Origin of the sequence: Pseudomonas sp. DL, from assembly GCF_047199225.1 — a bacterium.
GTDB classification, from domain to species: domain Bacteria; phylum Pseudomonadota; class Gammaproteobacteria; order Pseudomonadales; family Pseudomonadaceae; genus Pseudomonas; species Pseudomonas aeruginosa.
In genome coordinates this window covers 544,550-570,446 of sequence record NZ_CP178323.1, presented here as the reverse complement: position 1 = coordinate 570,446, position 25,897 = coordinate 544,550, and the positions used below count along the sequence as shown (strand labels likewise).

Sequence of the window (25,897 nt, the reverse complement as noted above, 5' to 3'; positions counted from 1 at the left end):
TATTCACAGTTGGAAGGTGCCACAAGCGCAAAGCAACGCAATCTTGATTCCGGTCAAGCAAGGGTAAAGACCCTGCTTTCTATGATCCTTTCGCGCCATGAATTCCCGGGAGTTCCCGACGCAGCCACCCCCAAAACACTGCTAAGGGAGCGCCTCGCAGGGCTCCTGAGGAGATAGACCATGCCATTTGGCAAGCCACTGGTGGGCACCTTGCTCGCCTCGCTGACGCTGCTGGGCCTGGCCACCGCTCACGCCAAGGACGACATGAAAGCCGCCGAGCAATACCAGGGTGCCGCTTCCGCCGTCGATCCCGCTCACGTGGTGCGCACCAACGGTGCCCCCGACATGAGTGAAAGCGAGTTCAACGAGGCCAAGCAGATCTACTTCCAACGCTGCGCCGGTTGCCACGGCGTCCTGCGCAAGGGCGCCACCGGCAAGCCGCTGACCCCGGACATCACCCAGCAACGCGGCCAGCAATACCTGGAAGCGCTGATCACCTACGGCACCCCGCTGGGCATGCCGAACTGGGGCAGCTCCGGCGAGCTGAGCAAGGAACAGATCACCCTGATGGCCAAGTACATCCAGCACACCCCGCCGCAACCGCCGGAGTGGGGCATGCCGGAGATGCGCGAATCGTGGAAGGTGCTGGTGAAGCCGGAGGACCGGCCGAAGAAACAGCTCAACGACCTCGACCTGCCCAACCTGTTCTCGGTGACCCTGCGCGACGCCGGGCAGATCGCCCTGGTCGACGGCGACAGCAAAAAGATCGTCAAGGTCATCGATACCGGCTATGCCGTGCATATCTCGCGGATGTCCGCTTCCGGCCGCTACCTGCTGGTGATCGGCCGCGACGCGCGGATCGACATGATCGACCTGTGGGCCAAGGAGCCGACCAAGGTCGCCGAGATCAAGATCGGCATCGAGGCGCGCTCGGTGGAAAGCTCCAAGTTCAAGGGCTACGAGGACCGCTACACCATCGCCGGCGCCTACTGGCCGCCGCAGTTCGCGATCATGGACGGCGAGACCCTGGAACCGAAGCAGATCGTCTCCACCCGCGGCATGACCGTAGACACCCAGACCTACCACCCGGAACCGCGCGTGGCGGCGATCATCGCCTCCCACGAGCACCCCGAGTTCATCGTCAACGTGAAGGAGACCGGCAAGGTCCTGCTGGTCAACTACAAGGATATCGACAACCTCACCGTCACCAGCATCGGTGCGGCGCCGTTCCTCCACGACGGCGGCTGGGACAGCAGCCACCGCTACTTCATGACCGCCGCCAACAACTCCAACAAGGTTGCCGTGATCGACTCCAAGGACCGTCGCCTGTCGGCCCTGGTCGACGTCGGCAAGACCCCGCACCCGGGGCGTGGCGCCAACTTCGTGCATCCCAAGTACGGCCCGGTGTGGAGCACCAGCCACCTGGGCGACGGCAGCATCTCGCTGATCGGCACCGATCCGAAGAACCATCCGCAGTACGCCTGGAAGAAAGTCGCCGAACTACAGGGCCAGGGCGGCGGCTCGCTGTTCATCAAGACCCATCCGAAGTCCTCGCACCTCTACGTCGACACCACCTTCAACCCCGACGCCAGGATCAGCCAGAGCGTCGCGGTGTTCGACCTGAAGAACCTCGACGCCAAGTACCAGGTGCTGCCGATCGCCGAATGGGCCGATCTCGGCGAAGGCGCCAAGCGGGTGGTGCAGCCCGAGTACAACAAGCGCGGCGATGAAGTCTGGTTCTCGGTGTGGAACGGCAAGAACGACAGCTCCGCGCTGGTGGTGGTGGACGACAAGACCCTGAAGCTCAAGGCCGTGGTCAAGGACCCGCGGCTGATCACCCCGACCGGTAAGTTCAACGTCTACAACACCCAGCACGACGTGTACTGAGACCCGCGTGCGGGGCACGCCCCGCACGCTCCCCCCTACGAGGAACCGTGATGAAACCGTACGCACTGCTTTCGCTGCTCGCCACCGGCACCCTGCTCGCCCAGGGCGCCTGGGCCGAAGACCCCGAAGTGCTGTTCAAGAACAAGGGCTGCGTGGCCTGCCATGCCATCGACACCAAGATGGTCGGCCCGGCCTACAAGGACGTCGCCGCCAAGTTCGCCGGCCAGGCCGGCGCCGAAGCGGAACTCGCGCAGCGGATCAAGAACGGCAGCCAGGGCGTCTGGGGCCCGATCCCGATGCCGCCGAACGCGGTCAGCGACGACGAGGCGCAGACCCTGGCGAAGTGGGTCCTGTCGCAGAAATGAACGCCCCTCCGGACTTCCGGCGCGCCGCCAGCCACGCCTTGTGGCTGGCCCTCGCGCTGACGTTCGCCTGTCCTCTTCCGGGCCTGGCCGACGAGCATCCCGATGCCCGTCGCCAGGCCCAGTTGCGTCACCTGCTGTTGCAGGACTGCGGCTCCTGCCACGGCCTGCGCCTGACCGGCGGCCTCGGCCCGGCGCTGACCCCCGAGGCCCTGCGCGGCAAGCCGCGCGAATCGCTGGTCGCCACCGTGCTCATGGGCCGTCCGCAAACCCCGATGCCCCCCTGGGCCGGCCTGCTCAGCGAAGACGACGCCGGCTGGCTGGTGGACCGCCTGATCGAAGGAGAGATCGCCCCATGAACCTGCGTCCCCTCGCGCCGCTTTTCCTCGCCCTGCTCGCCGGCTGTAGCCAGCAGCCGCCCTTGCGCGGCAGCGGCGACCTCGGCGTGCTGATCGAACGCGCCGACGGCAGCGTGCAGATCCTCGACGGCACGGCGAAGACCTCGCTGGCGCGGGTCGAAGGCCTCGGCGACCTGTCCCACGCCTCCCTGGTGTTCTCCCGCGACCAGCGCTACGCCTACGTATTCGGTCGCGACGGCGGCCTGACCAAGCTCGACCTGCTGGCCCAGCGCATCGACAAGCGCCTGATCCAGGGCGGCAACAGCATCGGCGGAGCGATCAGCCAGGACGGTCGGCTGGTCGCGGTATCCAACTACGAGCCGGGCGGGGTCAAGGTGTTCGACAGCCGCACCCTGGAGCTGGTCGCCGAGATTCCCGCCACCCGCCTCCCCGGCCAGGACAGGAACTCCCGGGTGGTCGGCCTGGTCGACGCGCCCGGGCAGCGCTTCGTGTTCAGCCTGTTCGACAGCGGCGAGATCTGGATCGCCGACTTCAGCCAGGGCGACACGCCGCACCTGACCCGCTTCCGCGATATCGGCAAGCAACCCTACGACGCCCTCATCAGCCCCGACGGGCGCTACTACATGGCCGGGCTGTTCGGCGAGGACGGCATGGCCCAGCTCGACCTCTGGCACCCGGAGCGCGGCGTCAGGCGCGTACTCGGCGACTACGGCCGCGGCCAACGCAAGCTGCCGGTGTACAAGATGCCGCACCTGGAGGGCTGGACCATCGCCAGCGACCAGGCCTTCGTCCCGGCGGTCGGCCATCACCAGGTGCTGGTGCTCGACGCGCGCGACTGGAAGCAGACCGACGCCATCGACGTCGCCGGCCAGCCGGTGTTCGTCATGACTCGACCGGACGACCGGCAGATCTGGGTCAACTTCGCCTACCCGGACAACGACAAGGTGCAGGTCATCGACAGCGAGACCCACGAAGTGATCGAAACCCTGCGCCCTGGCCCCGGCGTACTGCACATGGAATTCAGCGGGCGCGGCGACCAGGTCTGGATCTCGGTGCGCGACGCCGACCAGTTGCAGGTCTGGGACCCGTACCGCCTGAAGCGCATCGGCAGCCTTCCGGCCCGCAGCCCGAGCGGCATCTTCTTCAGCCACCGCGCCCAGCACATCGGACTCTAGGAGGCACCATGGACGACCTCTCCCGCCGCCTCCTCGCCCGCTACCAGAAAGGCCTGCCGATCTGCGCGGAACCCTATCGGCGGATGGCCGAGACCCTGGGTTGCAGCGAAGCCGAGGTGCTCGAACGGCTGCGTCGCCTGGAAGCCGACGGCGCGTTGTCGCGGGTCGGCCCGGTGCTCCGCCACCAACGCGCCGGGGCCAGCACCCTGGCTGCCCTGGCGGTGCCCGAGGAGCGTCTGCAACGGGTCGCCGAGCGCATCAGCCAGTACGCCGAGGTCAACCACAACTACCAGCGCGAACACCGCTACAACCTGTGGTTCGTGCTCACCGCCGGCGACCGCGCGCAACTCGACCGGGTACTGGCGGAGATCGCCGCCGACACCGGCCTGCAACCCCTCGACCTGCCGATGCAGGAAGCCTACTGCATCGACCTCGCGTTTCCCCTGGAGGCCAGCCGATGAACCCCGTCGAACCCCTCGCCGCGCCGCAGCGGCAACACCTGCGCTACCTGCTGGAACAGGGCCTGCCGCTGGCCAGCCGGCCCTACCGGGTGCTCGCCGAACGCATCGGCGCCGGCGAAGACGAAGTGCTGGAACAGGTCCGCCGCTGGGACGAAGACGGCCTGTTCCGCCGCTTCGGAGTGATCCTCCACCACCGCGCCCTGGGCTATACCGCCAACGCCATGCTGGTGCTGGACGTCGCCGACGCGGAGGTCGACGCCGTCGGCCGCGCCCTCGCCCACGAAACGATCGTCTCGCTCTGTTACCGCCGCCCGCGTCGCCTGCCGATGTGGCCATACAACCTGTTTTGCATGATCCACGGCCGCGAGCGCGGCGAAGTGGAACGCCAGATCGAGGCCCTGCTGGAGCGCCACGCCCTGCGCCAGACACCGCACCGCTGGCTGTTCAGCCTGCGCGCCTACAAGCAGTGCGGCGGCCGCTACACCGCGCCGCCGGCCGACCTGGAGCGCCGCCATGGATGAGTTCGACCGGCGCCTGCTGAACCGCCTGCAACACGGCCTGCCGCTGGAGCCGCATCCCTACGCGCTGCTCGCCGCCGAGCTGGATTGCCGCGAGGAAGACATCCTGCGCCGCCTGGACGACCTGCTCGACGACGGCACCCTGACCCGCTTCGGTCCGCTGTTCGATATCGAGCCCCTCGGCGGTGCCTTCACCCTGGCCGCCATGAGCGTGCCGGAGGCGCGTTTCGAAGAGATCGCCGCGCTGCTCGCTGGCTGGCCGCAGGTCGCCCACAACTACCGTCGCGAGCACGCCCTGAACATGTGGCTGGTGGTCGCCTGCGACAGCCCGGCGGAGGTCGCCGAGACTCTCGCACGGCTGGAGCGCGAGAGCGGGCTGGCGGTACTCGACCTGCCCAAGGAGGCGACCTACCATGTCGGCCTGCATTTCCCCCTCTGACGCCCTGCTCGCCCGCCGCCTGATCGAACTGACCCAGGCCGGCCTGCCGCTGGTCGCCGACCCTTGGGCGTGGATCGCCGCGCAACTGCGGCTGAGCGAGGCGGAGACCCTGGCGCTGCTGAAGCGCCTGCGCGACGCCGGGGTGATCCGGCGCATCGCCGCGGTGCCCAACCACTATCGCCTTGGCTACCGGCACAACGGCATGACCGTCTGGGACGTCGCCGACGAACGCATCGAACGCCTCGGCCGGCTGGTCGGCGGGCTGTCCTTCGTCAGCCATTGCTACCGGCGCCCGCGCCATCTGCCGCAGTGGCGCTACAACCTGTTCGCCATGGTTCACGGCCGCAGCGAAGCGGAGATCGAAGGCTATCGCCAGCAGATCCGCCTGCTGCTCGGCGAGGACTGTCGCGCCGACGAGATGCTGGTGAGCAGCCGCATCCTGAAGAAGACCGGCCTGCGCCTGGCGCAGAAGGAGGAACGTCCATGCTGAGGATCAGCCATTACCTGCGCAGCCTCACCGAGGACGCGCCGACGCCGCGCCGCGCCGGCGGCAGGCGCGCCCCGGTGGTGATCTGGAACCTGCTGCGGCGCTGCAACCTGACCTGCAAGCACTGTTACTCCACCTCCGCCGACAGCGACTTCCGTGGCGAGCTGGAGACCGCGGAAATCCTTCGCGGCATCGACGACCTGCGCGCCGCCGGAGTGCGCGTGCTGATCCTCTCCGGCGGCGAGCCGCTGATGCACCCGGACCTCTTCGAGATCGCCGCCCATGCGCGCCAGGCCGGGATGTTCGTGGCGCTGTCGAGCAACGGTACGCTGATCGACGAAGGCAACATCCAGCGCGTCGCCGAGGCCCGCTTCGACTACGTCGGCATCAGCCTCGACGGCCTGCGCGAGACCCACGACCGCTTCCGCCAGAAGCAGGGCAGCTTCGACGCCGCGCTGGCGGCCATGCGCCTGTGCCGCGAGGCGGATATCCGCGTCGGCATGCGCACCACCCTGACCGAGGAGAACGCCGCGCAACTACCGGCACTGCTCGACCTGATGCGCGAACTCGACGTGCAGAAGTTCTACCTCTCGCACCTCAACTACAGTGGCCGCGGCCGCCGCAGCCGCGCCCTCGACGCCCACCACCGGCGCACCCGCGAGGCCCTCGCGCTGCTCTTCGAACGGGCCGACCAGGACATCCGGCAGGGGCGCGACAGCGACTTCGTCACCGGCAACAACGACGCCGACGCGATCCTTCTCCTCGACTGGCTCAAGCGCCGCCGCCCGCAGCAACTGGCGCGTCTCTGCGAGCTGCTGCTGGACTGGGGCGGCAACGCCTCGGGCGAGGGCATCGCCAACATCGACAACACCGGCGAGGTGCATCCGGACAGCTACTGGTGGCACCACAGCGTCGGCAACATCCGCCATCAGCGCTTCGCCGACTTCTGGTTCGAGCGCCCCGACCCGCTGCTCCTGCAACTGCGCCAGCGCCCGCGACCGGTGGTCGGGCGCTGCAGCCAATGCCGCTGGCTGGACATCTGCAACGGCAACACCCGCACCCGCGCCTGGGCCGGCGGAGAACTCTGGGGCGAAGACCCCGGCTGCTACCTCAGCGATCAGGAAATCGGCCTCGAGCGCATCGCGCTGCACGCCGTCTAAGGAAAGCCTCATGAACACTACCGTGATTCCGCCGTCCCTCCTCGATGTCGATTTCCCTGCCGGCAGCGTCGCCCTGGTCGGCGCCGGCCCCGGCGATCCGGGCCTGCTCACCCTGCGCGCCTGGGCCCTGCTGCAACAGGCCGAGGTGGTGGTCTACGACCGCCTGGTCGCCCGCGAGCTGATCGCCCTTCTGCCGGAAAGCTGCCAGCGCATCTACGTCGGCAAGCGCTGCGGCCACCACAGCCTGCCGCAGGAAGAAATCAACGAGCTGCTGGTGCGCCTGGCCCGGCAGCAACGCCGGGTGGTCCGCCTGAAAGGCGGCGACCCGTTCATCTTCGGTCGCGGCGCCGAGGAGCTGGAGCGCCTGCTCGAAGCCGGCGTCGACTGCCAGGTGGTCCCCGGCGTCACCGCCGCCTCCGGTTGCAGTACCTACGCCGGCATCCCGCTGACCCACCGCGACCTCGCCCAGTCCTGCACCTTCGTCACCGGCCACCTGCAGAACGACGGCCGCCTCGACCTCGACTGGGCCGGCCTGGCGCGTGGCAAGCAGACCCTGGTGTTCTACATGGGCCTGGGCAACCTCGCCGAGATCGCCGCGCGCCTGGTCGAGCACGGCCTCGCCAGCGACACCCCGGCGGCGCTGGTCAGCCAGGGCACCCAGGCGGGCCAGCAGGTGACCCGCGGCGCCCTTGCCGAGCTGCCGGCGCTGGCGCGACGCTACCAGTTGAAGCCGCCGACGCTGATCGTCGTCGGCCAGGTGGTCGCGCTCTTCGCCGAGCGCGCGATGGCGCATCCGTCATACCTGGGCGCCGGCTCGCCGGTCAGCCGCGAGGCCGTCGCATGCGCCTGATCGGCCTCGCCCTCGGCCTGCTCCTCGGCGCCCTCGCACAGGCCGGCGAAGCGCCGGGGGAAGCGCTCTACCGCCAGCACTGCCAGGCCTGCCACGGCGCCGGGCGGCTCGGCGGCAGCGGCCCGACCCTGCTCCCGGAAAGCCTTTCGCGGCTGAAGCCGGCGCAGGCCCGCGAGGTGATCCTGCACGGTCGTCCGGCAACCCAGATGGCCGGCTTTGCCGGTCAATTGGACGACGCCGCGGCGGACGCCCTGGTCGCCTATCTCTACCAGGCGCCGCCGCGCGAACCGCAGTGGAGCGCCGAGGACATCCGGGCCAGCCAGGTTCAGCCGCATCCCCTCGCCACCCTGCCGTCCAGGCCCCGCTTCGAGGCCGACCCGCTGAACCTGTTCGTGGTGGTGGAGTCCGGCGACCACCACGTGACCATCCTCGACGGCGATCGCTTCGAGCCCATCGCCCGCTTCCCCTCGCGCTACGCCCTGCACGGAGGTCCGAAGTTCTCCCCGGACGGGCGCCTGGTGTACTTCGCCTCGCGCGACGGCTGGGTAACCCTCTACGACCTGTACAACCTGAAGGTGGTCGCCGAGGTCCGCGCCGGCCTCAACACGCGCAACCTGGCGGTCAGCGACGACGGGCGCTGGGTCCTGGTGGGCAACTACCTGCCCGGCAACCTGGTGCTGCTGGACGCCCGCGACCTGTCCCTGGTGCAGGTCATCCCGGCGGCCGACGCCCAGGGCCAGGCCTCGCGGGTCAGCGCGGTATACACGGCACCGCCGCGACACAGCTTCGTGGTCGCCCTGAAGGACGTCCACGAGCTGTGGGAGCTGCCCTATGCCAACGGCAAGCCGGTCGCGCCGAAACGGTTGGCGGTGGCCGACTACCTCGACGACTTCTCCTTCAGCCCCGACTACCGCTACCTGCTGGGCAGCTCGCGGCAGGCCAGGGGCGGCGAGGTGATCGAGCTGGACAGCGGCGCGCGGGTCGCCTCGATCCCGCTGTCGGGCATGCCGCACCTCGGCTCGGGCATCTACTGGAAGCGCGACGGGCGCTGGGTGTTCGCTACGCCGAACATCAGCCGCGGGGTGATCTCGGTGATCGACCTGCAAAACTGGAAGCCGTTGAAGGAAATCGTCACCGACGGCCCCGGCTTCTTCATGCGCAGCCATGCCGACTCGCCCTACGCCTGGACCGATACCTTCCTTGGCAAGAAACACGACGAGATCCTGCTGATCGACAAGCAGACCCTGGAAATCGCCCATCGCCTGCGCCCCAGCCCGGGCAAGGTGGCCGGCCACGTCGAGTTCACCCGCGACGGCCGCTACGCCCTGCTCAGCGTCTGGGACCGCGACGGCGCGCTGGTGGTCTACGACGCGCACAGCCTGGAGGAAGTGAAGCGACTGCCGATGAACAAGCCGTCGGGCAAGTACAACGTCGGCAACAAGATCGGCTATGCGGAGGGAACCTCGCACTGAGGCGGTCGAGACGCCATCAACGGATATCCCCGTATCCTCCGCGACGGACCGCGACAACCCTGTCCCCTCACGGCGCGAGAAAAACCACGGGAATGGCGGATAACCGCAAGCGGTTATTCGCCCTACCGCCCACCCTGCGCGAGGAGCCGTAGGGCGCATAACGCCAACGGCGTTATCCGCCGCTCACCCTGTCCCATCACGGCCCCGAGAAAACCCTGGGAATGGCGGATAGCCGCAAGCGGATATCCCCCCACCCGTCCCGCGCGCCGAGCCCCCGGCGCCCAGAAAAAAGCCCCGCATCGCGGGGCTTTCCGTCTCAGGCGCCAGGCCTCAGAACTGCTCGGCGTCCAGCAGGTACAGCGACTCGCTGCCGGCGCGCACGGAGGCGCTCAGGGAATGGATGCGCGGCAGCAGGCGGGCGAAGTAGAAGCGCGCGGTACCCAGCTTGCTGGCGTAGAAGTCGTCCTCGCCCTGCTTGGCCAGCGCGGTGCGCGCCATCAATGCCCACATGTAGGCATAGGCGGTGTAGCCGAACACATGCAGGTATTCGACCGACGCCGCGCCGATCTCGTTGGGATTGCCCTTGGCGCGGTCGAGCAGCCAGGCGGTCAGCTCTTCCAGGTTCTCCACGGCGGCCGCCAGCGGCTTGCTGAACTCGCCCAGGGCCTCGTCGGCGGAAGCGACGAAGGCCTTGATCTCGTCGGTGAAGTGACGGGAGAAGGCGCCGCCGCTGCCGATCACCTTGCGCCCCACCAGGTCGAGCGCCTGAATGCCATTGGTGCCTTCGTAGATCTGCGTGATGCGACAGTCGCGCACCAGTTGCTCCTGGCCCCATTCGCGGATGAAGCCGTGGCCACCGAAGATCTGCTGGCCATGGATGGTGGTTTCCAGCCCCATGTCGGTGAGGAATGCCTTGGCCACCGGGGTCAGCAGCGCCACCAGCTCTTCCGCGCGCTTGCGGGTGACCGCGTCTTCGCTGTACTTGGCGGTGTCCAGCTGCATCGCGACGTAGCTGGAGAAGGCGCGGCCGCCTTCGTTCAGCGCCTTCATGGTGAGCAGCATGCGACGCACGTCGGGGTGCACGATGATCGGGTCGGCGGCCTTGTCCTTGGCCACCGGGCCGGTCGGCGCGCGGCTCTGGATACGCTCGCGGGCATATTCGATGGCGCTCTGGTAGGAGCGCTCGCCGGTGGCCAGGCCCTGGATGCCGACGCCAAGGCGCTCGTAGTTCATCATGGTGAACATCGCCGCCAGGCCCTTGTTGACCTCGCCCACCAGCCAACCGGTAGCGCCGTCGAAGTTCATCACGCAGGTGGCCGAGGCCTTGATCCCCATCTTGTGCTCGATGGAGCCGCAACCCAGGCTGTTCTTCTCGCCCAGCGAACCGTCGGCGTTGACCAGCACCTTCGGTACCAGGAACAGCGAGATGCCCTTCGGCCCGGCCGGGGCGTCGGGCAGCTTGGCCAGCACCAGGTGGATGATGTTCTCGGTCAGGTCATGCTCGCCGCCGGTGATGAAGATCTTGGTCCCGCTGATCTTGTAGGAGCCGTCGGCCTGCGGCTCGGCCCTGGTGCGGATGATGCCCAGGTCGGTGCCGGCATGCGGCTCGGTCAGGCACATGGAACCGGCCCAGATACCGGCGTACATGTTCGGCAGGTACTTGTCCTTCAGTTCGTCGCTGGCATGGGCATTGAGCGCCAGGCAGGCGCCGGCGGTCAGCATCGGATACAGGCCGAACGACAGGTTGGCCGAGTTGACCAGTTCCTCGACCTGCGCCGAGATCACCTTGGGCATACCCATGCCGCCGTAGGTCGGATCACCGCCGACGCCGACCCAGCCGCCTTCGGCGTAGGTCCGGTAGGCCTCGGGGAAGCCGGCCGGGGTGCTCACCGCGCCAGCGTTCCACTGGCAGCCTTCCTCGTCGCCCGGACGGTTCAGCGGGGCGATGGTACCGGCGGTGACCTTGCCGGCCTCTTCGAGGATCGCCGCGGCGGTCTCGGCGTCGACCACTTCGGCCAGCGCCGGCAGTTGCGCCCAGAGCCGGGAGACCTCGAACACCTCATTGAGGACGAAGCGCATGTCGCGCAGCGGAGCTTTGTAATCAGCCATGTGGGGAATCCTCGATCGTACCGATCGCCGGCCGGGGGCCAGCGGCAACAAAATGGAGGCACGAAAGGCGTGCCGCGGCCGAGTCTACACCACCAACATTTCGGACTTGTAGCGTCACGTCGTGACCTGAAAGTCTATATCGGTCTTCTATGCGACAGGCATGAGAAAGCCCGCTTTTCGCGGGCTCGAGCGAGTTCGCCGGGAGTCCGACGGGCCCGGCGGGTGCGGGAGAAACCGGGGGAAGAAGCGCCGCGCCCCTGCCCCGGCAGCCGCTAGAGCGAAAACTGCTCCGCCGACAGGCTCATCAGGCCCGCCGCGCCGGCCTGGATCGCCGCGGCGTGCGCCGCAGTGCGCGGCAGCAGGCGACTGAAGTAGAAGTCGGCGGTGGCCAGCTTGGCTTCGTAGAACGCGGCCTCGCCGCTGCCGGCATCCAGCTTCTCGCGCGCCACCAGGGCGATGCGCAACCAGAAATAGGCCAGGGTCACGTAGCCGGAGAACATCAGGTAGTCCACCGAGGCGGCGCCCACTTCGTCGGCATTCTTCATCGCCGCCAGGCCCACCTGCTGGGTCAGTTCGCCCCACTGCGCGTTCAGCGCCGCCAGTTGCGCGACCTGTCCCTTCAGTTGCGGATGCTCGGCCTGGGCCTGGCACAACTGGTGGACCAGTTTGGTGAAACCGCGCAACAGCTTGCCCTGGCTGCCCAGTACCTTGCGGCCGAGCAGGTCGAGGGCCTGGATGCCGTTGGTGCCTTCGTAGATCTGTGCGATGCGGCAATCGCGGACCAACTGCTCCATGCCCCACTCGCGGATGTAGCCGTGGCCGCCGTAGACCTGCATGCCGAGGTTGGTCACCTCCTGCCCGGTCTCGGTCATGAAGGCCTTGCAGATCGGTGTCAGGAAGGCCAGCAGGTCGGCGGCCCGCTCGCGCTCGGCGGCGTCCTGCGACAGGTGCTCGGTGTCGAGCAACTGGGCGGTGAAGTAGGCCAGCGCGCGGTTGCCTTCGTTGAACGCCTTCATGGTCAGCAGCATGCGCCGCACGTCGGGGTGCACGATGATCGGGTCGGCCGGCTTGTCCGGCGCCTTCGGCCCGGTCAGCGAGCGCATCTGCAAGCGCTCCCGGGCGTAGCGCACGGCGCCCTGGTAACTGGTCTCGCCAAGGCACAGGCCCTGCATGCCGGTGCCCAGGCGGGCGTGGTTCATCATGGTGAACATGCAGTGCAGGCCCTTGTTCGGCTCGCCGATCAGGTAGCCGGTGGCGCCGTCGAAGTTCATCACACAGGTGGCCGAGGCCTTGATCCCCATCTTGTGCTCGATGGAGCCACAGGAGACCGCATTGCGCGCGCCCACGTTACCTTCGGCGTCGGGAAGGAACTTCGGCACGATGAACAGCGAGATACCCTTGGTCCCGGCCGGCGCATCGGGAAGCTTGGCCAGCACCAGGTGGACGATGTTCTCGCTCAGGTCGTGCTCGCCGGCGGAGATGAAGATCTTCGTCCCGCTGATCGCATGGCTGCCGTCGGCGTTCGGCACCGCGCGGGTCTTGATGATGCCCAGGTCGGTGCCGCAGTGCGGCTCGGTCAGGCACATGGTGCCGGTCCAGGTGCCGGCGGTCATCCGCGCCAGGTAGAGGTCCTTCTGCGCCTGGCTGCCGTGGGCGTGGATCGCCGACATGGCGCCGCGGGTCAGGCCCGGGTACATGCCCCAGGAGACATTGCTGGCGCCGATCATCTCGCTGAGCAGCAGACCCAGCGAGTGCGGCAGGCCCTGGCCGCCGTACGCGGGATCGCTGGCGACACCGTTCCAGCCACCCTCGACGTACTGTGCATAGGCTTCCTTGAAACCCTTGGGCGTGGTCACCACGCCGTTGTCGAAGTGGCAGCCCTCTTCGTCGCCGGAGCGGTTCAGCGGCGCCAGAACCTGTTCGCAGAATTTCGACCCTTCATCGAGGATCGCCGCCACCATGTCCGGGGTCGCGTCGCTGGCGCCGAGCGCCTGGTAGCGCCCATGGAAGTCGAATACCTCATCGATCAGGAAGCGCATGTCGCGCAGCGGAGCCTTGTATTCCGGCATCTCTGTTCTCCTCGGCAGGGGCGCCCCACAGGCGCGAATCCCTCGAAGCTACTGCGCCGGGCGGGCGCCTACAATCACGCTGCGGACGCTGAATGCAACGCCATAACCCCGAGGTCGGAAGGCCAGGATGCAGCGGATCGCAGGCATGAAAAAGCCCGCCGAAGGGCGGGCTCTTTCTCACCTGGGGAACGGGCCGCCAGCGGCCCGTGCCATCAGTAACCGAGGGCGAAATCTTCCTCGGCCATCTCCATCAGGTTGCTGGCGCCGGACAGCATGGCGGCGACGTGGGCGCGGGTACGCGGCAGGATGCGCTGGAAGTAGAAGCGCGCGGTCTGCAGCTTGGCCTTGTAGAAGGCTTCCTCGCCGGTGCCGGCGGCCAGCTTCTCGGCGGCCAGGCGCGCCATGTCGGCCCAGAAGTAGGCCAGGCAGGCGTAGCCGGAGTACATCAGGTAGTCCACCGAAGCGGCGCCGACTTCCTCGCGATCCTTCATGGCGGCCATGCCGACCTTCATGGTCAGGTCGCCCCACTCCTTGTTCAGCTGCGCCAGCGGAGCGACGAATTCCTTGACGGCTTCGTTGGCTTCGTTGGCCTGGCAGAACTTGTGCACGATCTTGGTGAAGCCCTTCAGCGCCTCGCCCTGGGTCATCAGCACCTTGCGACCCAGCAGGTCGAGGGCCTGAACGCCGGTGGTGCCTTCGTACAGCATCGAGATGCGGCTGTCGCGGACGTTCTGCTCCATGCCGTGCTCGGCGATGAAACCGTGGCCACCGAAGATCTGCACGCCGTGGTTGGCGGACTCGAAGCCGACTTCGGTCATGAACGCCTTGGCGATCGGCGTGAGGAAGGCCAGCATCGAGTCGGCGGCTTTCTTCTGCTCTTCGTCCTGGCTGCGCTGGACGATGTCGACCTGCTTGGCGGCGAAGTACAGCATCGCGCGGTTGCCTTCGGCGAAGGCCTTCATGGTCAGCAGCATGCGGCGCACGTCAGGATGCACGATGATCGGGTCGGCGGGCTTCTCGGGCGCCTTCGGACCGGTCAGCGAGCGCATCTGCAGACGCTCGCGAGCATAGGCGATGCCGCCCTGGAAACCGACTTCGGCATGGGCCAGGCCTTGCAGCGCGGTACCCAGGCGAGCGGTGTTCATGAAGGTGAACATGCAGTTCAGGCCCTTGTTCGGCGGGCCGATCAGGAAGCCGGTGGCGGCGTCGAAGTTCATCACGCAGGTGGCGTTGCCGTGGATGCCCATCTTGTGCTCGATGGAACCGCAGGAAACCGCGTTGCGCTCGCCGGCGTTGCCTTCGGCGTTGGGCAGGAACTTCGGCACGATGAACAGCGAGATGCCCTTGGTGCCCTGCGGGGCGTCGGGCAGGCGGGCCAGGACGATATGGACGATGTTGTCGGCCATGTCGTGCTCGCCGGCGGAGATGAAGATCTTGGTGCCGGTGACCTTGTAGCTACCGTCGGCCTGCGGCTCGGCCTTGGTGCGCAGCATGCCCAGGTCGGTGCCGCAGTGCGGCTCGGTCAGGCACATGGTGCCGGTCCACTCGCCGGAGACCAGCTTGGTCAGGTAGGTTGCCTGCTGCTCGGCGGTGCCGTGGGCATGCAGGGTGTTCATGGCGCCGTGGGACAGGCCCGGGTACATGCCCCAGGACCAGTTGGCCTGGCCGACCATCTCGCTGATGGCCAGGCCGAGGGATTCCGGCAGACCCTGGCCGCCGTGCTCGACGTCATGGGCCAGGCTCGGCCAGCCGCCTTCGACGAACTGCTGGTAGGCCTCCTTGAAGCCGGTCGGGGTCTTCACGCCGTCGGCGCTCCAGGTGCAGCCTTCCAGGTCGCCGACGCGGTTCAGCGGAGCGATCACCTGTTCGCAGAACTTCGCACCTTCCTCGAGGATGGCGTTGACCATGTCGGGAGTCGCGTCTTCGGCGCCCGGCAGGCTCTGGTAGTGCGCTTCGTAGCCCAGCAGCTCGTCGCGAACGAAACGGATATCACGCAAGGGGGCCTTGTAATCAGGCATAGCAGTCAACCTCTACGAAGGGTTCTGGTTAATCGGCGACCGGACGGATGTCCAGAGTCTGCGGTCGCAGTGCGGGATCGCTCCCGGTCGCCTTGCCGGACGCACTCATGCGTCCCGGCTCTCAAACAGGCGTTTGAAACATACGTTTACGCCAATCCCTTGTCAAGCATCCGAACCGACCGCTCGGTCATGCCCGAAATCACTGGCAGCCACGTCCTTCCAAAGCACTTTCGTCTCTCTCAGTAAAGCCCATGGCGAAGCGCCCGGCAGGCTTCAGGGGCCGCCGGGTGACAGTCGGAAAAGGAAGGGTCGGGGCGGCCGCTGCCGGCCGCCAGGAAGTCAGGCGTGGGTATCGATCAGGGTACCGAGGGTCTCGTCGGCTACCTCGATGACCCGGGCGCCGCTCTGCGCCTCGAGCTTGCCGCGGGTCAGTTCGACCATCTGCTCGGCCTGGGCCGAACGGGCCTCCACGGTATTGCGGGCGATCTCGCTGCCGGCCTGGGCGACGCGGGCGCTGCCCGACTGCACCGCGTTGAGACCACTGACGAAAGCGTTGCCGGAAATTTCCACCCTCTACTCCTGGGGACGCGCACGCGCCACTGCGATAGCAAGTGGCTTCTATTCAAGCAGACTTGGCCGGCGCTGGGTACCGCCCGTTGGTTATGGACGGCCCGCTGTTTATAGCCCGATACCCAGGGGCCGCAGGTCGAGGTGCGCGGCCACGGCCGCGGGAGTGGCTTCCTCCAGGCGCGGTACCCGACCCAGGCAGGGCGCCGGCAGGCGTTCGGCGAGGGTCGCCAGGTTCTCTTCCAGGCGCGAGGTAGGCGGGTCGACGACGTTGGCCACCCAGCCGGCCAGCGCCAGGCCGTCGCCCAGGATCGCCTCGGCGCTGAGCAGCGCATGGTTGATACAGCCCAGGCGCACGCCGACCACCAGCACCACCGGCAGCGCCAGCAGGCGCGCCAGGTCGGACAGGTTCTCGCGGCCCAGCAACGGCACGCGCCATCCGCCGGCGCCCTCCACCAGGGTGAAGTCGGCCTGTAGCGCCAGCACCTCGCGCACCGCCTCGTGCAAGCGTGCGGCGCTCAGTTCGACGCCAGCCTCGCGCGCCGCCAGGTGCGGGGCGATGGCCGGTGCGAAGGCCAGCGGGTTGACCTGCTCGTAGGCCAGCGCCAGCGAGCACTGGCCGAGCAACACCAACGCGTCGCCATTGCGCAGGCCTTGCGCCGTGGGCTCGCAGCCGGAGGCCACCGGCTTCGCCGCGGCGGTGCTCAGGCCGGCACTCCGGGCCGCGTGGAGCAGGCCGGCGGCGATGGTGGTCTTGCCGATCTCGGTGTCGGTACCGGTGACGAAGAACGCCGGCATGGTTCAGGAATCCTTGCGCAGCACGCCGAAGACGACGCGGTAGGTAGCGGGCAGCCCCTCGGGCTGGCGGAAACGCTCGTAGGCGGCGACCAGCGCGCGGATGCGCTGGCGCCCGGTCAGGCCGTCGGGCCGCCCGGGGTTGAGGTTGTGCGCGCCCAGGGCCTTGAGTTCGTGGGTCAGGCTGCGCAGGTCGGGGAAATGCAGGAGCCGGTCCTCGTGGCGCAGGGTCAGCGGCAGCAGGCCGCTGCCGGCCGCGTGTTGCAGGTAGTCGGCGAAGGCGCGGAAGCGATTGACGTGGACGAAGCCGTCCACCACCCGCCAACTGTCGCGCAACTCGCCCAGGGTACCGACGCACAGGCTGCTGAACGCCAGCACGCCGCCCGGCCGCAGGACCCGCCGCGCCTCGGCCAGGACCGCCGGGAGGTCGGCGCACCACTGGATCGCCAGGCTGGAGAACAGCAGGTCGCAACTGCCGTCGCGCAACGGCAGCCTCTCGGCGTCGCCGCCGATGAAATGGCTGGCGCCGCCGCGCGCGCGGGCATGCCGCAGCATGCCTTCGGCGATATCCACGGCTAGGCCCTCGGCCGCACCGAAGCGTCGTTCCAGGGCCCGGCTGAAATAACCGGTGCCGCAGCCGAGATCGACCCAGCGGCGCGGCGAGAAGCCTTCCGGCAATGCCGACAGCAGGCTCTCACCGACGCCGCGCTGGAGTTCGGCCACCGCGTCGTAGCTGGCCGCCGCGCGGGAAAACGACGCGGCGACCTGGCGCTTGTCGGGCAGCGCGGCAACGCCATGGGGCGCCAGCAGCGGCGAGGAATCGTCAGGCATCGTCACCCTCGCGAAGGAATCTCAGGATTGCGCCGGCCACCTCGTCCGGGCATTCCAGCGGCAGGCCGTGACTGGCCGCCAGGGTCGAGACCTCGACGTCCGGCAGCCACTCGAGCAGGGCCTCGGCGGCGGCCAGCGGCACCAGCGCATCGGCTTCGGCGAACAGGTGCAATTGCGGCCCGCGGAAGTTTTCCAGGGCGGCCCGGGTATCCAGTTGGCCGAGCAACTGCAGGCCGGCGACCAGCGCCTCGCGCTCCAGTTGCGGCAGCGCCACCTGCAGTTGCCGCGCCAGGGTCCGAGGGTCGCGCGCACCCTGGCTGACCAGCAGGGTGAAACGCTTGCGGGTCAGGTGCGGTTCGAGCAGGAAAGCCTCGAAGAAGTCCTCGAAGGTTTCCGCCGGCATCGCGTTCGGCCAGTCCTCGCGCACGCGGAAGCACGGATTGCTGGCCAGGGTCAGCAGTCCCCGGCAATCGTCGCCGCGGCGCGCCGCCAGTTCGCCGGCGAGCATGCCTCCCAGCGACCAGCCGGCCAGCCAGCTATCGCGCGGCAGGTTATCGTCGAGTTCGTCGAGCCAGTCGGCGGCGGCGTCCAGCGACGGCAGCGGCTCGATCAACACGTTCAGGTGCGGCTCGCGCTCGTGCAGCGCGTCGCGCAGCGGTTCCAGCGGTGCGCTGCCCAGGCCCCAGCCCGGCAACAGGATCAGGTGGTCACGCATCGTCTCCCTCCTCGGCTTCGATCTCTGCCAGAAGGCTAGACGACAGCTGTCGCCAGCTTTCGCCGAGGGCTTCGAGCAAGCGGTCGACCTGCGCTTCGCTGTGCGCGGCGGACAGCGTGACGCGCAGCCGCGCGCTGTTGGCCGGCACGGTTGGCGGGCGGATCGCGCCGACCATGATGCCACGGGCTCGAAGCATGCCGGCCAGGGCCACGGCCTGGCGGCTGCCGCCGACCAGGATCGGCTGGATCGGCGTGAAGCTGTCCATCAGGGTCAGGCCAAGCGCCTCGGCGCCATGGCGGAAACGGGCGATCAGCGCCGCCAGGTGTTGCCGCCGCCAGCTTTCGCGGCGCAGCAGCTCCAGGCTCTTCAGGGTGGCGCAGGCCACCGCTGGCGGCTGGCTGGTGGTGTAGATGTAGGGCCGGGCGTACTGGATCAGGGTCTCGATCAGTTCCTCGCTGCCCGCTACGAAGGCGCCGGCGGTACCGAAACCCTTGCCGAGGGTGCCGATCAGCACCGGCACCTGCTCCTGGCCGAGGCCGAAATGTTCGACGATCCCGCCGCCGCTGGCGCCCAGCGGGCCGAAGCCATGCGCGTCGTCGACCATCAGCCAGGCGCCGCGGGCCTGCGCGACGGCGGCCAGGGCCGGCAGGTCGGCGAGATTGCCGTCCATGCTGAAGACCCCGTCGGTGACCACCAGGGTATTGCCCTCGGCCTTGTCCAGGCGCGCGGCGAGGCTTGCCGGGTCGTTGTGCAGGTAGCGCGAGAAACGCGCGCCGGAGAGCAATCCGGCATCCAGCAGCGAAGCGTGGTTGAGGCGGTCCTCCAGCACCGTGTCGCCCTTGCCGACCAGCGCGGTCACCGCGCCGAGATTGGCCATGTAGCCGGTGGAGAACAGCAGCGCACGGGGCCGCCCGGTGAATTCGGCGAGGGCCAGCTCCAGTTCGTGGTGCGGGCCGCTGTGGCCGACCACCAGGTGCGAGGCGCCACCGCCCACGCCCCAGCGCTCGGCGCCGGCGCGCAGCGCGGCGATCACCTCGGGATGGTTGGCCAGGCCGAGGTAGTCGTTGGAACAGAAGGCCAGAAGCGGCTGGCCGTCGACCACGACGTCCGGGCCCTGGGCCGACTCCAGCAGCGGCCGCTGGCGGTAGAGGTCTTCCGCGCGCCGGCTGGCGAGGCGGGAAGCGAGATCGAAGGACATGGCAGGTCGCTCGTGTTGCTGGACGGACGCAGGCGCACCCGTCCACGCAGGGCCGACATCAGCGGCTGCAACGAAGGGACGGCGGCGCCCTCCCTTCCAGTATGGTCAGGCGGAAGCGGCGTTATAGAACAGCTTCGATTCGCGTTGTTCCACCAACGCCTGCTCGATGGCGGCCTGGTGCACTTCGTCGGCGTGCTCTTCGCGCTCTTCCGGCTTGATGCCGAGACGGGCGAACAACTGCATGTCCTTTTCGGCCTGCGGGTTCTTCGTGGTCAGCAGCTTTTCGCCGTAGAAGATCGAGTTGGCCCCGGCCATGAAGGCCAGCGCCTGCATCTGCTCGTTCATCTGCTCGCGGCCGGCGGACAGGCGCACGTGGGACTTCGGCATCATGATCCGGGCCACCGCCAGGGTGCGGATGAAGTCGAAGGGATCGACGTCCTTCTCTTCCGCCAGGGGCGTGCCCTTGACCTTCACCAGCATGTTGATCGGCACCGACTCCGGGTGCTCCGGCAGGTTCGCCAGTTGGATCAGCAGGCCGGCGCGGTCGTCCACCGACTCGCCCATGCCGAGGATGCCGCCGGAGCAGATCTTCATCCCCGCCTCGCGCACGTAGGCCAGGGTCTGCAGGCGCTCGCTGTAGGTGCGGGTGGTGATGATGTTGCCGTAGAACTCCGGCGAGGTATCCAGGTTGTGGTTGTAGTAGTCGAGGCCGGCGTCCGCCAGCGCCTGGGTCTGTTCCTGGGTCAGGCGACCGAGGGTCATGCAGGTCTCCAGGCCGAGCTTCTTCACGCCCTTGACCATCTCCAGGACGTAGGGCATGTCCTTGGCCGACGGGTGCTTCCAGGCAGCGCCCATGCAGAAGCGGGTCGAACCGATGGCCTTGGCCTCGGCCGCCGCCTCGAGGACCTTCTGCACCTCCATCAGCTTCTCCTTGTCCAGGCCGGTGTTGTAGTGGCCGGACTGCGGGCAGTACTTGCAGTCCTCGGGGCAGGCGCCGGTCTTGATCGACAGCAGCGTCGAGACCTGCACGCGGTTCGGGTCGAAGTGCGCGCGATGCACCGTCTGCGCCTGGAACAGCAGGTCGTTGAACGGTTGCTCGAACAGGGCACGGACTTCGGCGAGGGACCAGTCGTGACGGGTGGCGACGGAAGCGGTTGCACTCATGGGGAAGATTCCTTCGACGCTTGTATGGCGCCTTTTGTCGGGGAGCCCCGGCACGCCGGGGGTCAGGCTCAAGGGCATCATAAGTGGCTGTATGACGCTGTCAACCCAACCCAGGGCACAGGACTACATCTGATCAATATTTGATCATTCATGTAGAAGCCAGTAGTCATCGACTGCTCCAATCGGCCTCGTCCTCTATGTGGCATTCGGCTCCCTAGAAGAAACGGCGCAACTACCTCGGAAAACTACAAGTAATGCTTAGGATATTTCCTACAAGAAATAGGAAATATCTTATTTATATATTCCCTGGCAGGTTTCTAACATGGAGAAACATTGAATCTCTTGCCACCCTAGCGGTGCGCAACGAAAACAAGTTATCCAGACTTGAACCATGAACGCAACCAACCACCCTAAATATAGCCATTCAAAGCGCAGCGGAAGTATAACGAAAAATATATTCGACCCTTCCGACCAACCACTTTCCAAAACACGATACGGGTTTCATTCGGGCACATTCAGGAATATGAATGGAAAGCGCCTCTTCCAGGTCCGAAGTTGGCTTCGGATGGTTCTTGCATCGATATTCGCCTGGCTGTGCATGTCCGCCCATGCCGATCTCTCGTTCGACGGCCAGAACCGTTTCGTGATGAAAGGCAAGCGCCTGCCGATCACGCTGGTCAACGAGGGCAAGGAGCCGGCCCTGGCGGAAATCTCCCTGGATTGGGGTACCGACGGCAAGGGGCAGGCGCTGCCCTTCGCCGTGTCCAGGCCGCTGCTCCGCCTGGGCGCCGGCCAGCGGGCCAAGGTGGAGGTGCTCTACCAGGGCCAGGGCCTGCCCACCGACCGCGAGACCTACCTGCTGTTGAGCGTGCTGGACGTGCCGCACGCGCCCAGTACTCCCGAGACCCTGCAGATCGCCCTACGCCATCGCTTCAAGCTGTTCTATCGGCCGCCCCTGGAAGCCACCGTCGAGCAGGCGAACGAGGGCGTGACGTGGACGCTCGGCACCAGCGGCAATCCGAAGGCACACAATCCTTCGCCCTACCACATCACCTTCAGCCAGTTGGAGTTCCTCGACGCATCGGAGCGGAGCTGCGGCGAAGCCATCGAACACCTGATGCTGGCGCCCTTCTCCAATCACCAGTTCGACATCGCCGCCTGCCATCCCGACAAAGTGCGTTACGCGATCGTCAGCGACGGAGGGAACCTCCACCCTTATCACGGCGCATTGAAATCAGGCGTAGAGACCAACGCCAAACACCCATGAGGCCCGGAATACACCATGAATGCAATTACCCGAACACTACTTGTGGGAATGCTGGTTGCGTTGGCGCAGAAAGGTTATGCGCTGACCTGCGAAAGAGCGGACAACAAGGCAACGATCGACTATGTCAACATCGACACGAGCATCGCCGTGCCTTCGGCTCTGCCCAAGGACACCGTGCTCTGGCGCTCTCCAACCTACGATTTCTCCGTCAGGTGTTACCAGGAGCGCGAAAACACCGGACCTGAGGACGTCTATTTCTATCTCAGTCCGGACGGCCAGGGCGCATTGGGCTCGGACCTGGAGGTGGGCATCAACCTGAACGGCGAGGACCTCCGTTGTTCCTCGCTCCCCGGCTGCCGGCAGAAGATAGGCATGCATTTCGATGGTTGCTGGACAGGAGGACGGGGGGGATGCGAAGGCATGGCTCAGACCAAGCAGGTCCGTTTCCAGATCTTCCTCTCCAAACTCGCCGCCCCCACTCCCGGCAAGGAAGGTCCCATCACGGGCGTAAACTCCTACGCACTGTTCCAGTTCGATGGAGTGGGAGGCATCAACAACCTGGGGGGCCGGAACCTACGTATGTATGCCCTTGGCATGAACAACCTCCGCTACGTCGCCTGCACCTCCACGCTAAGCATTTCTCCAAAGACCCTCAACTTCCAGATACTGCAATCGCAATTTGCCGCACAGAATCTGGTCATCAAAGAACTTCCCTTCAGCATCACCGCCAATAAGAGCTGCAACAGCGCCTATGGCCTGAACGCTATGTTCATTCCCGCCAGCAATACCACCCTGTCGAGCACGGATACGTTGCTGGCCAAGGACAATCCAACAGTGGGCATCAGGCTCCTCAATGAGGATCGCAGCGTCATCAGTATCGGTAAGGAGTTCGAGTTCATTCCCTACGCCCCAACCCAGACGACGGTGACGAAGAACTTTCTCGCCCAACTGAGGTGGATGACGAGCAGACCCATTCTAGGCCCGTTCAACGCCACCGCCGCGATAGAGGTCTATTACAAGTGACCGCTAGGCCGCACCTGCAACAGGCGCGGCATGCTCTGCAAAAACAAGAATCGATTAACAACCTGCAGAAGAACCCCATGAATGCCTTCATCCGTTACATGCTTGTCGCAATGCTGCTCGTCCTGTCGCAGAAAAGCTTCGCCTTGATGTGCTGGAAATCGGACAACAAGCAAACCGAAGATTATGTCTACATCGATACGAGCATCGCTGTTCCATCGGTCCTCCCCAAGGACACCGTACTCTGGCGGTCTCCGAACTACTCCATATCGATCACTTGCTTCCAGGATCGCGACTGGGGGCCAGAGCAGGTCTATTTCTACCTGAGTCCAACCGGTCAGGGCGCGCTGGGTTCGGACCTGGAGGTGGGCATCAACCTGAACGGCGAAGACCTGCGCTGCTCGACACTCGACAAGTGCCGAAAGGAGATCGGCATGCACTTCGATGGTTGCTGGACGGGACGAGGTTGCGAAGGCAGGGCGAAGAAGATGACCGTCAACTTCAACTTCTTTCTCTCCAAGCGGGCAGGTCCCAGTACCGGTAAGGAAGGTCCTATCACAGGGGTAAACGCCTACCCGATTTTCCAGTTCGATGGCGAGAGCGCTATCAATAACATAGGGGGGTACAACTTCCGCATGACCCTCCACGGCTTGAATAACCTTCGCTACGTCGCCTGCGCGTCCACAATCAGCCTTTCTCCGAAAACCGTCGACTTCCAAAGCCTGCAGGCCTATTTCGCCAGCCGGGACCAGATCCTCAAGGAACTTCCGTTCAGCGTCACCGCCAATAAGAACTGCAGCAGCGCCTATGGCCTGAACGCGATGTTCCTCCCCTCCGGCAACACCTCCCTGTGGGGTTCGGACACTCTTTTGGATAACAACAACAAGTCCGTGGGAATCCGACTTCTCAAGCAGGAAGACCGCAGCATCATCGATATCGGCAAGGAGTTCGTACTGGTGCCCAATAGCCAGAACCAATTGGTGGTCATAAGAAACTTCCTCGCCCAGGTGAGGTGGATGACGGGCACTCCAACGCCAGGCCCCTTCAACGCCACCGCCGCGATAGAGGTCTACTACAAGTGACCGCCCGGGGCCGCTTCGCAGACCGAAGCGGCCCGGTATCGACGACTCAGCGCAGGAAGAAGTGCTGGAGTCGTTGCACTTGCCAGTTGTAACGGCGACGCGCCTCGAGACCTTCCTCCAGGCTGACGGCGACGAAACGCGCCTTCTGGTTCGGTTGCATCTGCGCCAGCCGGTTCAGGTCGGGGCTGATCACCGTGCCCAGCGTGGCATATCCCCCACCGGACACCGCATCGCGATGCAGGACGATGGGTTCGAGCCCGCCCGGTACCTGGATCGAGCCGATGGGATAGCAGGCGTCGACGATGTTGGACGGGTCCGAGCCTGCGCCGAATGGCTGTTCGCGCGGCTCGAACCGGAGCGCCGTGCCGCCCTTGAAGCGGTAGCCGGTGCGGTCCGCCTCCGAACCGACGGTCCAGGTCTCGGCGAAGAAACGCTCGACCGCGTCGGGGGTCAGGCGATGGACGTAGAGTCCGGGAACTACCCGCAAGCTCACCTCGCCGCCGACCTCCACCTGCAGCGAACGCGGCAGCGCCAAGCCCTCCACGGCAGAGGGCGAGGCAGGCCCCAGGGGCAGCAGGTCGCCCTCCGCCAGCCGTCGTCCCTGCAAGCCACCGATCGCCCCCAGACCGTAGGTCGAACGGCTGCCCAGCACCTCGGGCACCGCGATGCCGCCGTCGATGGCGAGATAGCCACGGGCGCCGGCACGGATGAAATCGAACCCCAGGACCTGGCCGGCGCGAACCCGGAAGGAAGTATCCAGCGGCATCTCCGCGCCCTCCAGACGAGGCGTCATGCGCGCCCCGCACACGGCCACCAGGGCGTCGCGCTGGAACTCCAGCTGCGGCCCCAGCAACGCGCACTCCAACACGGCGGCGGTCGGTGCGTTGCCCACCAGCAAGTTGGCAGCGCGCAGGGCATACTGGTCGAGCGCGCCGGACGGCGGGATGCCCAGGTGATAGTGGCCTTCGCGGCCGGCGTCCTGCACCGAGGTGGCGAGGCCGGGCTTGAGCACCTTAATCGACATGCAGTACCTCCTGCAGATGTTGCGTGCAGCCTCGCGGATCGGCGAGGAACGCGTCGAGATCGAAACTCACCGGACGGATGCGCAGGTCGAATGTGCCCGATTCGACTTCGGCCGCCATGCGCTCGTACTCGGTCCGCTCGATGGGGCGGAACTGGACGATGTCGCCAGCGCGGAAGAACACCATAGATTCCTCGAGATAGGGCAGGCCCTGGCGGGGATCGAAGATCGGCGCCGGAGTCACGCCGAACATCTGATAGCCGCCGGCACCGCGCACCGAATAGATGCAGCCGAAGCAACCGCCGTGGCCGAGGGTCAGCTTCGGCGTGTCGATGCGCGGACGCAGGTACTTGGGCACCTGCAACTGCCGTTCGCGCTCGACCATCTGGTACATGAACGGCAGGCCGGCGACGAAACCGACCATCGAGACGAACCACGGCGTGCCGCTGTGCGCCTGGATGAACGCCTGCACGTCGGCGTAGCCGTTGATCCGCGCGGCGTACTCGAGGTCGGTGGAGTCCGGGTCCTGGTGACGGTCGCGGAAGCGCATCAGGGTCTCGTGGGTCCAGGGATCGTTGTACAACACCGGCACTTCGACGATACGCGTCTCGATGCTGCGCGCGGCGACCGCCTCGGCTTCCAGGCCGCGCACGGTCTCCAGCAGCGCCTGCGGGGCCAGCCGGTCGGGGTCGAAGCGGACCTGGAACGAGGCGTTGGCCAGGCACACGTCGAGCACCCCGGGCAATTGCAGGGCCTCGATCGCGCGGGTGATCGCCATGCCGCGAAAGAAGGCTTCCAGCGACATGGCTTCGGCGACCTCGGCGAACAGGTGCTCGTCGCCGCCGAAGCTGTAGCGGATGTTGGCGTGCAT

General features: G+C 66.6%; 25 protein-coding genes. 14 read left to right on the top strand and 11 right to left on the bottom strand.

Annotated elements, in window-relative coordinates; translation table 11 throughout:
- The first annotated feature begins 180 nt into the window (after positions 1–180).
- The 11 genes from nirS to nirN are packed head-to-tail and all read left to right on the top strand — an operon-like array spanning position 181 to position 9,170.
- The gene (nirS, locus tag ACI766_RS02605) at positions 181–1,887 is read left to right on the top strand and encodes a nitrite reductase (protein ID WP_003111532.1); all 1,707 of its coding nucleotides are present in this window, start codon (positions 181–183) and stop codon (positions 1,885–1,887) included.
- A gap of 50 nt (positions 1,888–1,937) precedes the next feature.
- Positions 1,938–2,252 (top strand): cytochrome C-551, encoded by a 315-nt coding sequence (nirM, locus tag ACI766_RS02600; protein ID WP_003084872.1) that lies wholly within the window; start codon positions 1,938–1,940, stop codon positions 2,250–2,252.
- Positions 2,249–2,608: a cytochrome c55X gene (gene nirC / locus ACI766_RS02595; protein WP_003084870.1), complete on the top strand. Its 360-nt coding sequence runs from the start codon at positions 2,249–2,251 to the stop codon at positions 2,606–2,608. The genes nirM and nirC overlap by 4 nt, the downstream gene beginning before the upstream one ends.
- Positions 2,605–3,783, top strand: a complete 1,179-nt coding sequence (gene nirF, locus ACI766_RS02590; RefSeq protein WP_003084866.1) for a heme d1 biosynthesis protein NirF — start codon at positions 2,605–2,607, stop codon at positions 3,781–3,783. The genes nirC and nirF overlap by 4 nt, the downstream gene beginning before the upstream one ends.
- An 8-nt stretch (positions 3,784–3,791) precedes the next feature.
- Positions 3,792–4,244 carry an AsnC family transcriptional regulator gene (locus tag ACI766_RS02585; protein ID WP_003084864.1) on the top strand — a complete coding sequence of 151 codons (453 nt, stop codon included), beginning with the start codon at positions 3,792–3,794 and terminating at the stop codon, positions 4,242–4,244.
- Complete coding sequence (locus tag ACI766_RS02580) at positions 4,241–4,765, top strand: Lrp/AsnC family transcriptional regulator (protein ID WP_003111534.1); 525 nt, start codon at positions 4,241–4,243, stop codon at positions 4,763–4,765. The genes ACI766_RS02585 and ACI766_RS02580 overlap by 4 nt, the downstream gene beginning before the upstream one ends.
- Positions 4,758–5,201: an Lrp/AsnC family transcriptional regulator gene (locus ACI766_RS02575; RefSeq protein ID WP_003084860.1), complete on the top strand. Its 444-nt coding sequence runs from the start codon at positions 4,758–4,760 to the stop codon at positions 5,199–5,201. The genes ACI766_RS02580 and ACI766_RS02575 overlap by 8 nt, the downstream gene beginning before the upstream one ends.
- On the top strand, positions 5,176–5,691 hold the full coding sequence (locus tag ACI766_RS02570; RefSeq protein WP_003084858.1) for an Lrp/AsnC family transcriptional regulator: 516 nt from the start codon (positions 5,176–5,178) through the stop codon (positions 5,689–5,691). The genes ACI766_RS02575 and ACI766_RS02570 overlap by 26 nt, the downstream gene beginning before the upstream one ends.
- The gene (nirJ, locus tag ACI766_RS02565) at positions 5,685–6,848 is read left to right on the top strand and encodes a heme d1 biosynthesis radical SAM protein NirJ (RefSeq protein WP_003113242.1); all 1,164 of its coding nucleotides are present in this window, start codon (positions 5,685–5,687) and stop codon (positions 6,846–6,848) included. The genes ACI766_RS02570 and nirJ overlap by 7 nt, the downstream gene beginning before the upstream one ends.
- A gap of 10 nt (positions 6,849–6,858) precedes the next feature.
- A complete protein-coding gene (gene cobA, locus ACI766_RS02560; protein WP_003113243.1) occupies positions 6,859–7,698 on the top strand; it encodes a uroporphyrinogen-III C-methyltransferase in 840 nt (279 codons plus the stop codon).
- Complete coding sequence (gene nirN, locus ACI766_RS02555) at positions 7,689–9,170, top strand: dihydro-heme d1 dehydrogenase (protein ID WP_003113244.1); 1,482 nt, start codon at positions 7,689–7,691, stop codon at positions 9,168–9,170. The genes cobA and nirN overlap by 10 nt, the downstream gene beginning before the upstream one ends.
- 330 nt (positions 9,171–9,500) lie before the next feature.
- On the opposite strand, the gene ACI766_RS02550 is transcribed toward nirN, so the two are convergent.
- From ACI766_RS02550 to bioB, 9 genes are all read right to left on the bottom strand, one after another.
- Positions 9,501–11,279, bottom strand: a complete 1,779-nt coding sequence (locus tag ACI766_RS02550) for an acyl-CoA dehydrogenase C-terminal domain-containing protein (RefSeq protein ID WP_003103344.1) — start codon at positions 11,277–11,279, stop codon at positions 9,501–9,503.
- Positions 11,280–11,551: 272 nt separating this feature from the next.
- Positions 11,552–13,348, bottom strand: coding sequence for an acyl-CoA dehydrogenase C-terminal domain-containing protein (locus ACI766_RS02545; protein WP_003103343.1), 1,797 nt, complete (start codon positions 13,346–13,348; stop codon positions 11,552–11,554).
- A gap of 212 nt (positions 13,349–13,560) precedes the next feature.
- Positions 13,561–15,366, bottom strand: coding sequence for a phenylacyl-CoA dehydrogenase (locus tag ACI766_RS02540; RefSeq protein WP_003103341.1), 1,806 nt, complete (start codon positions 15,364–15,366; stop codon positions 13,561–13,563).
- Positions 15,367–15,705: 339 nt separating this feature from the next.
- Positions 15,706–15,936, bottom strand: coding sequence for a hypothetical protein (locus tag ACI766_RS02535; protein WP_003113246.1), 231 nt, complete (start codon positions 15,934–15,936; stop codon positions 15,706–15,708).
- A gap of 108 nt (positions 15,937–16,044) precedes the next feature.
- Positions 16,045–16,731: a dethiobiotin synthase gene (gene bioD, locus ACI766_RS02530; protein ID WP_023086919.1), complete on the bottom strand. Its 687-nt coding sequence runs from the start codon at positions 16,729–16,731 to the stop codon at positions 16,045–16,047.
- A gap of 3 nt (positions 16,732–16,734) precedes the next feature.
- The gene (bioC, locus tag ACI766_RS02525; RefSeq protein ID WP_003113247.1) at positions 16,735–17,559 is read right to left on the bottom strand and encodes a malonyl-ACP O-methyltransferase BioC; all 825 of its coding nucleotides are present in this window, start codon (positions 17,557–17,559) and stop codon (positions 16,735–16,737) included.
- On the bottom strand, positions 17,552–18,274 hold the full coding sequence (locus ACI766_RS02520; protein ID WP_003117932.1) for an alpha/beta fold hydrolase: 723 nt from the start codon (positions 18,272–18,274) through the stop codon (positions 17,552–17,554). Before ACI766_RS02520 ends, bioC begins: the two co-directional genes overlap by 8 nt.
- The gene (gene bioF, locus ACI766_RS02515; RefSeq protein ID WP_003084826.1) at positions 18,267–19,472 is read right to left on the bottom strand and encodes an 8-amino-7-oxononanoate synthase; all 1,206 of its coding nucleotides are present in this window, start codon (positions 19,470–19,472) and stop codon (positions 18,267–18,269) included. The genes ACI766_RS02520 and bioF overlap by 8 nt, the downstream gene beginning before the upstream one ends.
- A 105-nt stretch (positions 19,473–19,577) precedes the next feature.
- Complete coding sequence (gene bioB / locus ACI766_RS02510) at positions 19,578–20,636, bottom strand: biotin synthase BioB (RefSeq protein ID WP_003103330.1); 1,059 nt, start codon at positions 20,634–20,636, stop codon at positions 19,578–19,580.
- Between the two features lie 565 nt (positions 20,637–21,201).
- Between bioB and ACI766_RS02505 the strand changes: the two genes are divergently transcribed.
- The 3 genes from ACI766_RS02505 to ACI766_RS02495 all read left to right on the top strand — a co-directional run bounded on the left by ACI766_RS02505 (position 21,202) and on the right by ACI766_RS02495 (position 24,005).
- Positions 21,202–21,903 (top strand): molecular chaperone, encoded by a 702-nt coding sequence (locus ACI766_RS02505; protein WP_003118852.1) that lies wholly within the window; start codon positions 21,202–21,204, stop codon positions 21,901–21,903.
- A 15-nt stretch (positions 21,904–21,918) separates the two neighbouring features.
- Positions 21,919–22,926, top strand: a complete 1,008-nt coding sequence (locus tag ACI766_RS02500; RefSeq protein WP_003118851.1) for a fimbrial protein — start codon at positions 21,919–21,921, stop codon at positions 22,924–22,926.
- A gap of 77 nt (positions 22,927–23,003) precedes the next feature.
- A complete protein-coding gene (locus tag ACI766_RS02495; protein ID WP_003117930.1) occupies positions 23,004–24,005 on the top strand; it encodes a fimbrial protein in 1,002 nt (333 codons plus the stop codon).
- A 46-nt stretch (positions 24,006–24,051) separates the two neighbouring features.
- On the opposite strand, the gene ACI766_RS02490 is transcribed toward ACI766_RS02495, so the two are convergent.
- Both ACI766_RS02490 and ACI766_RS02485 read right to left on the bottom strand, forming a co-directional pair.
- On the bottom strand, positions 24,052–25,029 hold the full coding sequence (locus tag ACI766_RS02490; RefSeq protein ID WP_003084819.1) for a biotin-dependent carboxyltransferase family protein: 978 nt from the start codon (positions 25,027–25,029) through the stop codon (positions 24,052–24,054).
- Positions 25,019–25,897: a 5-oxoprolinase subunit B family protein gene (locus ACI766_RS02485; protein ID WP_003117928.1), complete on the bottom strand. Its 879-nt coding sequence runs from the start codon at positions 25,895–25,897 to the stop codon at positions 25,019–25,021. Before ACI766_RS02485 ends, ACI766_RS02490 begins: the two co-directional genes overlap by 11 nt.

What these genes read in the sequence shown, in the direction of transcription:
- bioD (WP_023086919.1), bottom strand. Translation starts at nt 16,731, where the DNA reads ATGCCGGCGTTCTTCGTCACCGGTACCGACACCGAGATCGGCAAGACC.
- ACI766_RS02495 (WP_003117930.1), top strand. Translation starts at nt 23,004, where the DNA reads ATGAATGCCTTCATCCGTTACATGCTTGTCGCAATGCTGCTCGTCCTG.
- ACI766_RS02550 (WP_003103344.1), bottom strand. Translation starts at nt 11,279, where the DNA reads ATGGCTGATTACAAAGCTCCGCTGCGCGACATGCGCTTCGTCCTCAAT.
- nirN (WP_003113244.1), top strand. Translation starts at nt 7,689, where the DNA reads ATGCGCCTGATCGGCCTCGCCCTCGGCCTGCTCCTCGGCGCCCTCGCA.
- nirJ (WP_003113242.1), top strand. Translation starts at nt 5,685, where the DNA reads ATGCTGAGGATCAGCCATTACCTGCGCAGCCTCACCGAGGACGCGCCG.
- ACI766_RS02540 (WP_003103341.1), bottom strand. Translation starts at nt 15,366, where the DNA reads ATGCCTGATTACAAGGCCCCCTTGCGTGATATCCGTTTCGTTCGCGAC.
- ACI766_RS02545 (WP_003103343.1), bottom strand. Translation starts at nt 13,348, where the DNA reads ATGCCGGAATACAAGGCTCCGCTGCGCGACATGCGCTTCCTGATCGAT.
- ACI766_RS02575 (WP_003084860.1), top strand. Translation starts at nt 4,758, where the DNA reads ATGGATGAGTTCGACCGGCGCCTGCTGAACCGCCTGCAACACGGCCTG.
- ACI766_RS02505 (WP_003118852.1), top strand. Translation starts at nt 21,202, where the DNA reads ATGGTTCTTGCATCGATATTCGCCTGGCTGTGCATGTCCGCCCATGCC.
- nirF (WP_003084866.1), top strand. Translation starts at nt 2,605, where the DNA reads ATGAACCTGCGTCCCCTCGCGCCGCTTTTCCTCGCCCTGCTCGCCGGC.
- nirS (WP_003111532.1), top strand. Translation starts at nt 181, where the DNA reads ATGCCATTTGGCAAGCCACTGGTGGGCACCTTGCTCGCCTCGCTGACG.
- cobA (WP_003113243.1), top strand. Translation starts at nt 6,859, where the DNA reads ATGAACACTACCGTGATTCCGCCGTCCCTCCTCGATGTCGATTTCCCT.
- bioC (WP_003113247.1), bottom strand. Translation starts at nt 17,559, where the DNA reads ATGCCTGACGATTCCTCGCCGCTGCTGGCGCCCCATGGCGTTGCCGCG.
- ACI766_RS02580 (WP_003111534.1), top strand. Translation starts at nt 4,241, where the DNA reads ATGAACCCCGTCGAACCCCTCGCCGCGCCGCAGCGGCAACACCTGCGC.
- ACI766_RS02500 (WP_003118851.1), top strand. Translation starts at nt 21,919, where the DNA reads ATGAATGCAATTACCCGAACACTACTTGTGGGAATGCTGGTTGCGTTG.
- ACI766_RS02485 (WP_003117928.1), bottom strand. Translation starts at nt 25,897, where the DNA reads ATGCACGCCAACATCCGCTACAGCTTCGGCGGCGACGAGCACCTGTTC.
- ACI766_RS02490 (WP_003084819.1), bottom strand. Translation starts at nt 25,029, where the DNA reads ATGTCGATTAAGGTGCTCAAGCCCGGCCTCGCCACCTCGGTGCAGGAC.
- bioB (WP_003103330.1), bottom strand. Translation starts at nt 20,636, where the DNA reads ATGAGTGCAACCGCTTCCGTCGCCACCCGTCACGACTGGTCCCTCGCC.
- ACI766_RS02520 (WP_003117932.1), bottom strand. Translation starts at nt 18,274, where the DNA reads ATGCGTGACCACCTGATCCTGTTGCCGGGCTGGGGCCTGGGCAGCGCA.
- ACI766_RS02570 (WP_003084858.1), top strand. Translation starts at nt 5,176, where the DNA reads ATGTCGGCCTGCATTTCCCCCTCTGACGCCCTGCTCGCCCGCCGCCTG.
- bioF (WP_003084826.1), bottom strand. Translation starts at nt 19,472, where the DNA reads ATGTCCTTCGATCTCGCTTCCCGCCTCGCCAGCCGGCGCGCGGAAGAC.
- nirC (WP_003084870.1), top strand. Translation starts at nt 2,249, where the DNA reads ATGAACGCCCCTCCGGACTTCCGGCGCGCCGCCAGCCACGCCTTGTGG.
- nirM (WP_003084872.1), top strand. Translation starts at nt 1,938, where the DNA reads ATGAAACCGTACGCACTGCTTTCGCTGCTCGCCACCGGCACCCTGCTC.
- ACI766_RS02585 (WP_003084864.1), top strand. Translation starts at nt 3,792, where the DNA reads ATGGACGACCTCTCCCGCCGCCTCCTCGCCCGCTACCAGAAAGGCCTG.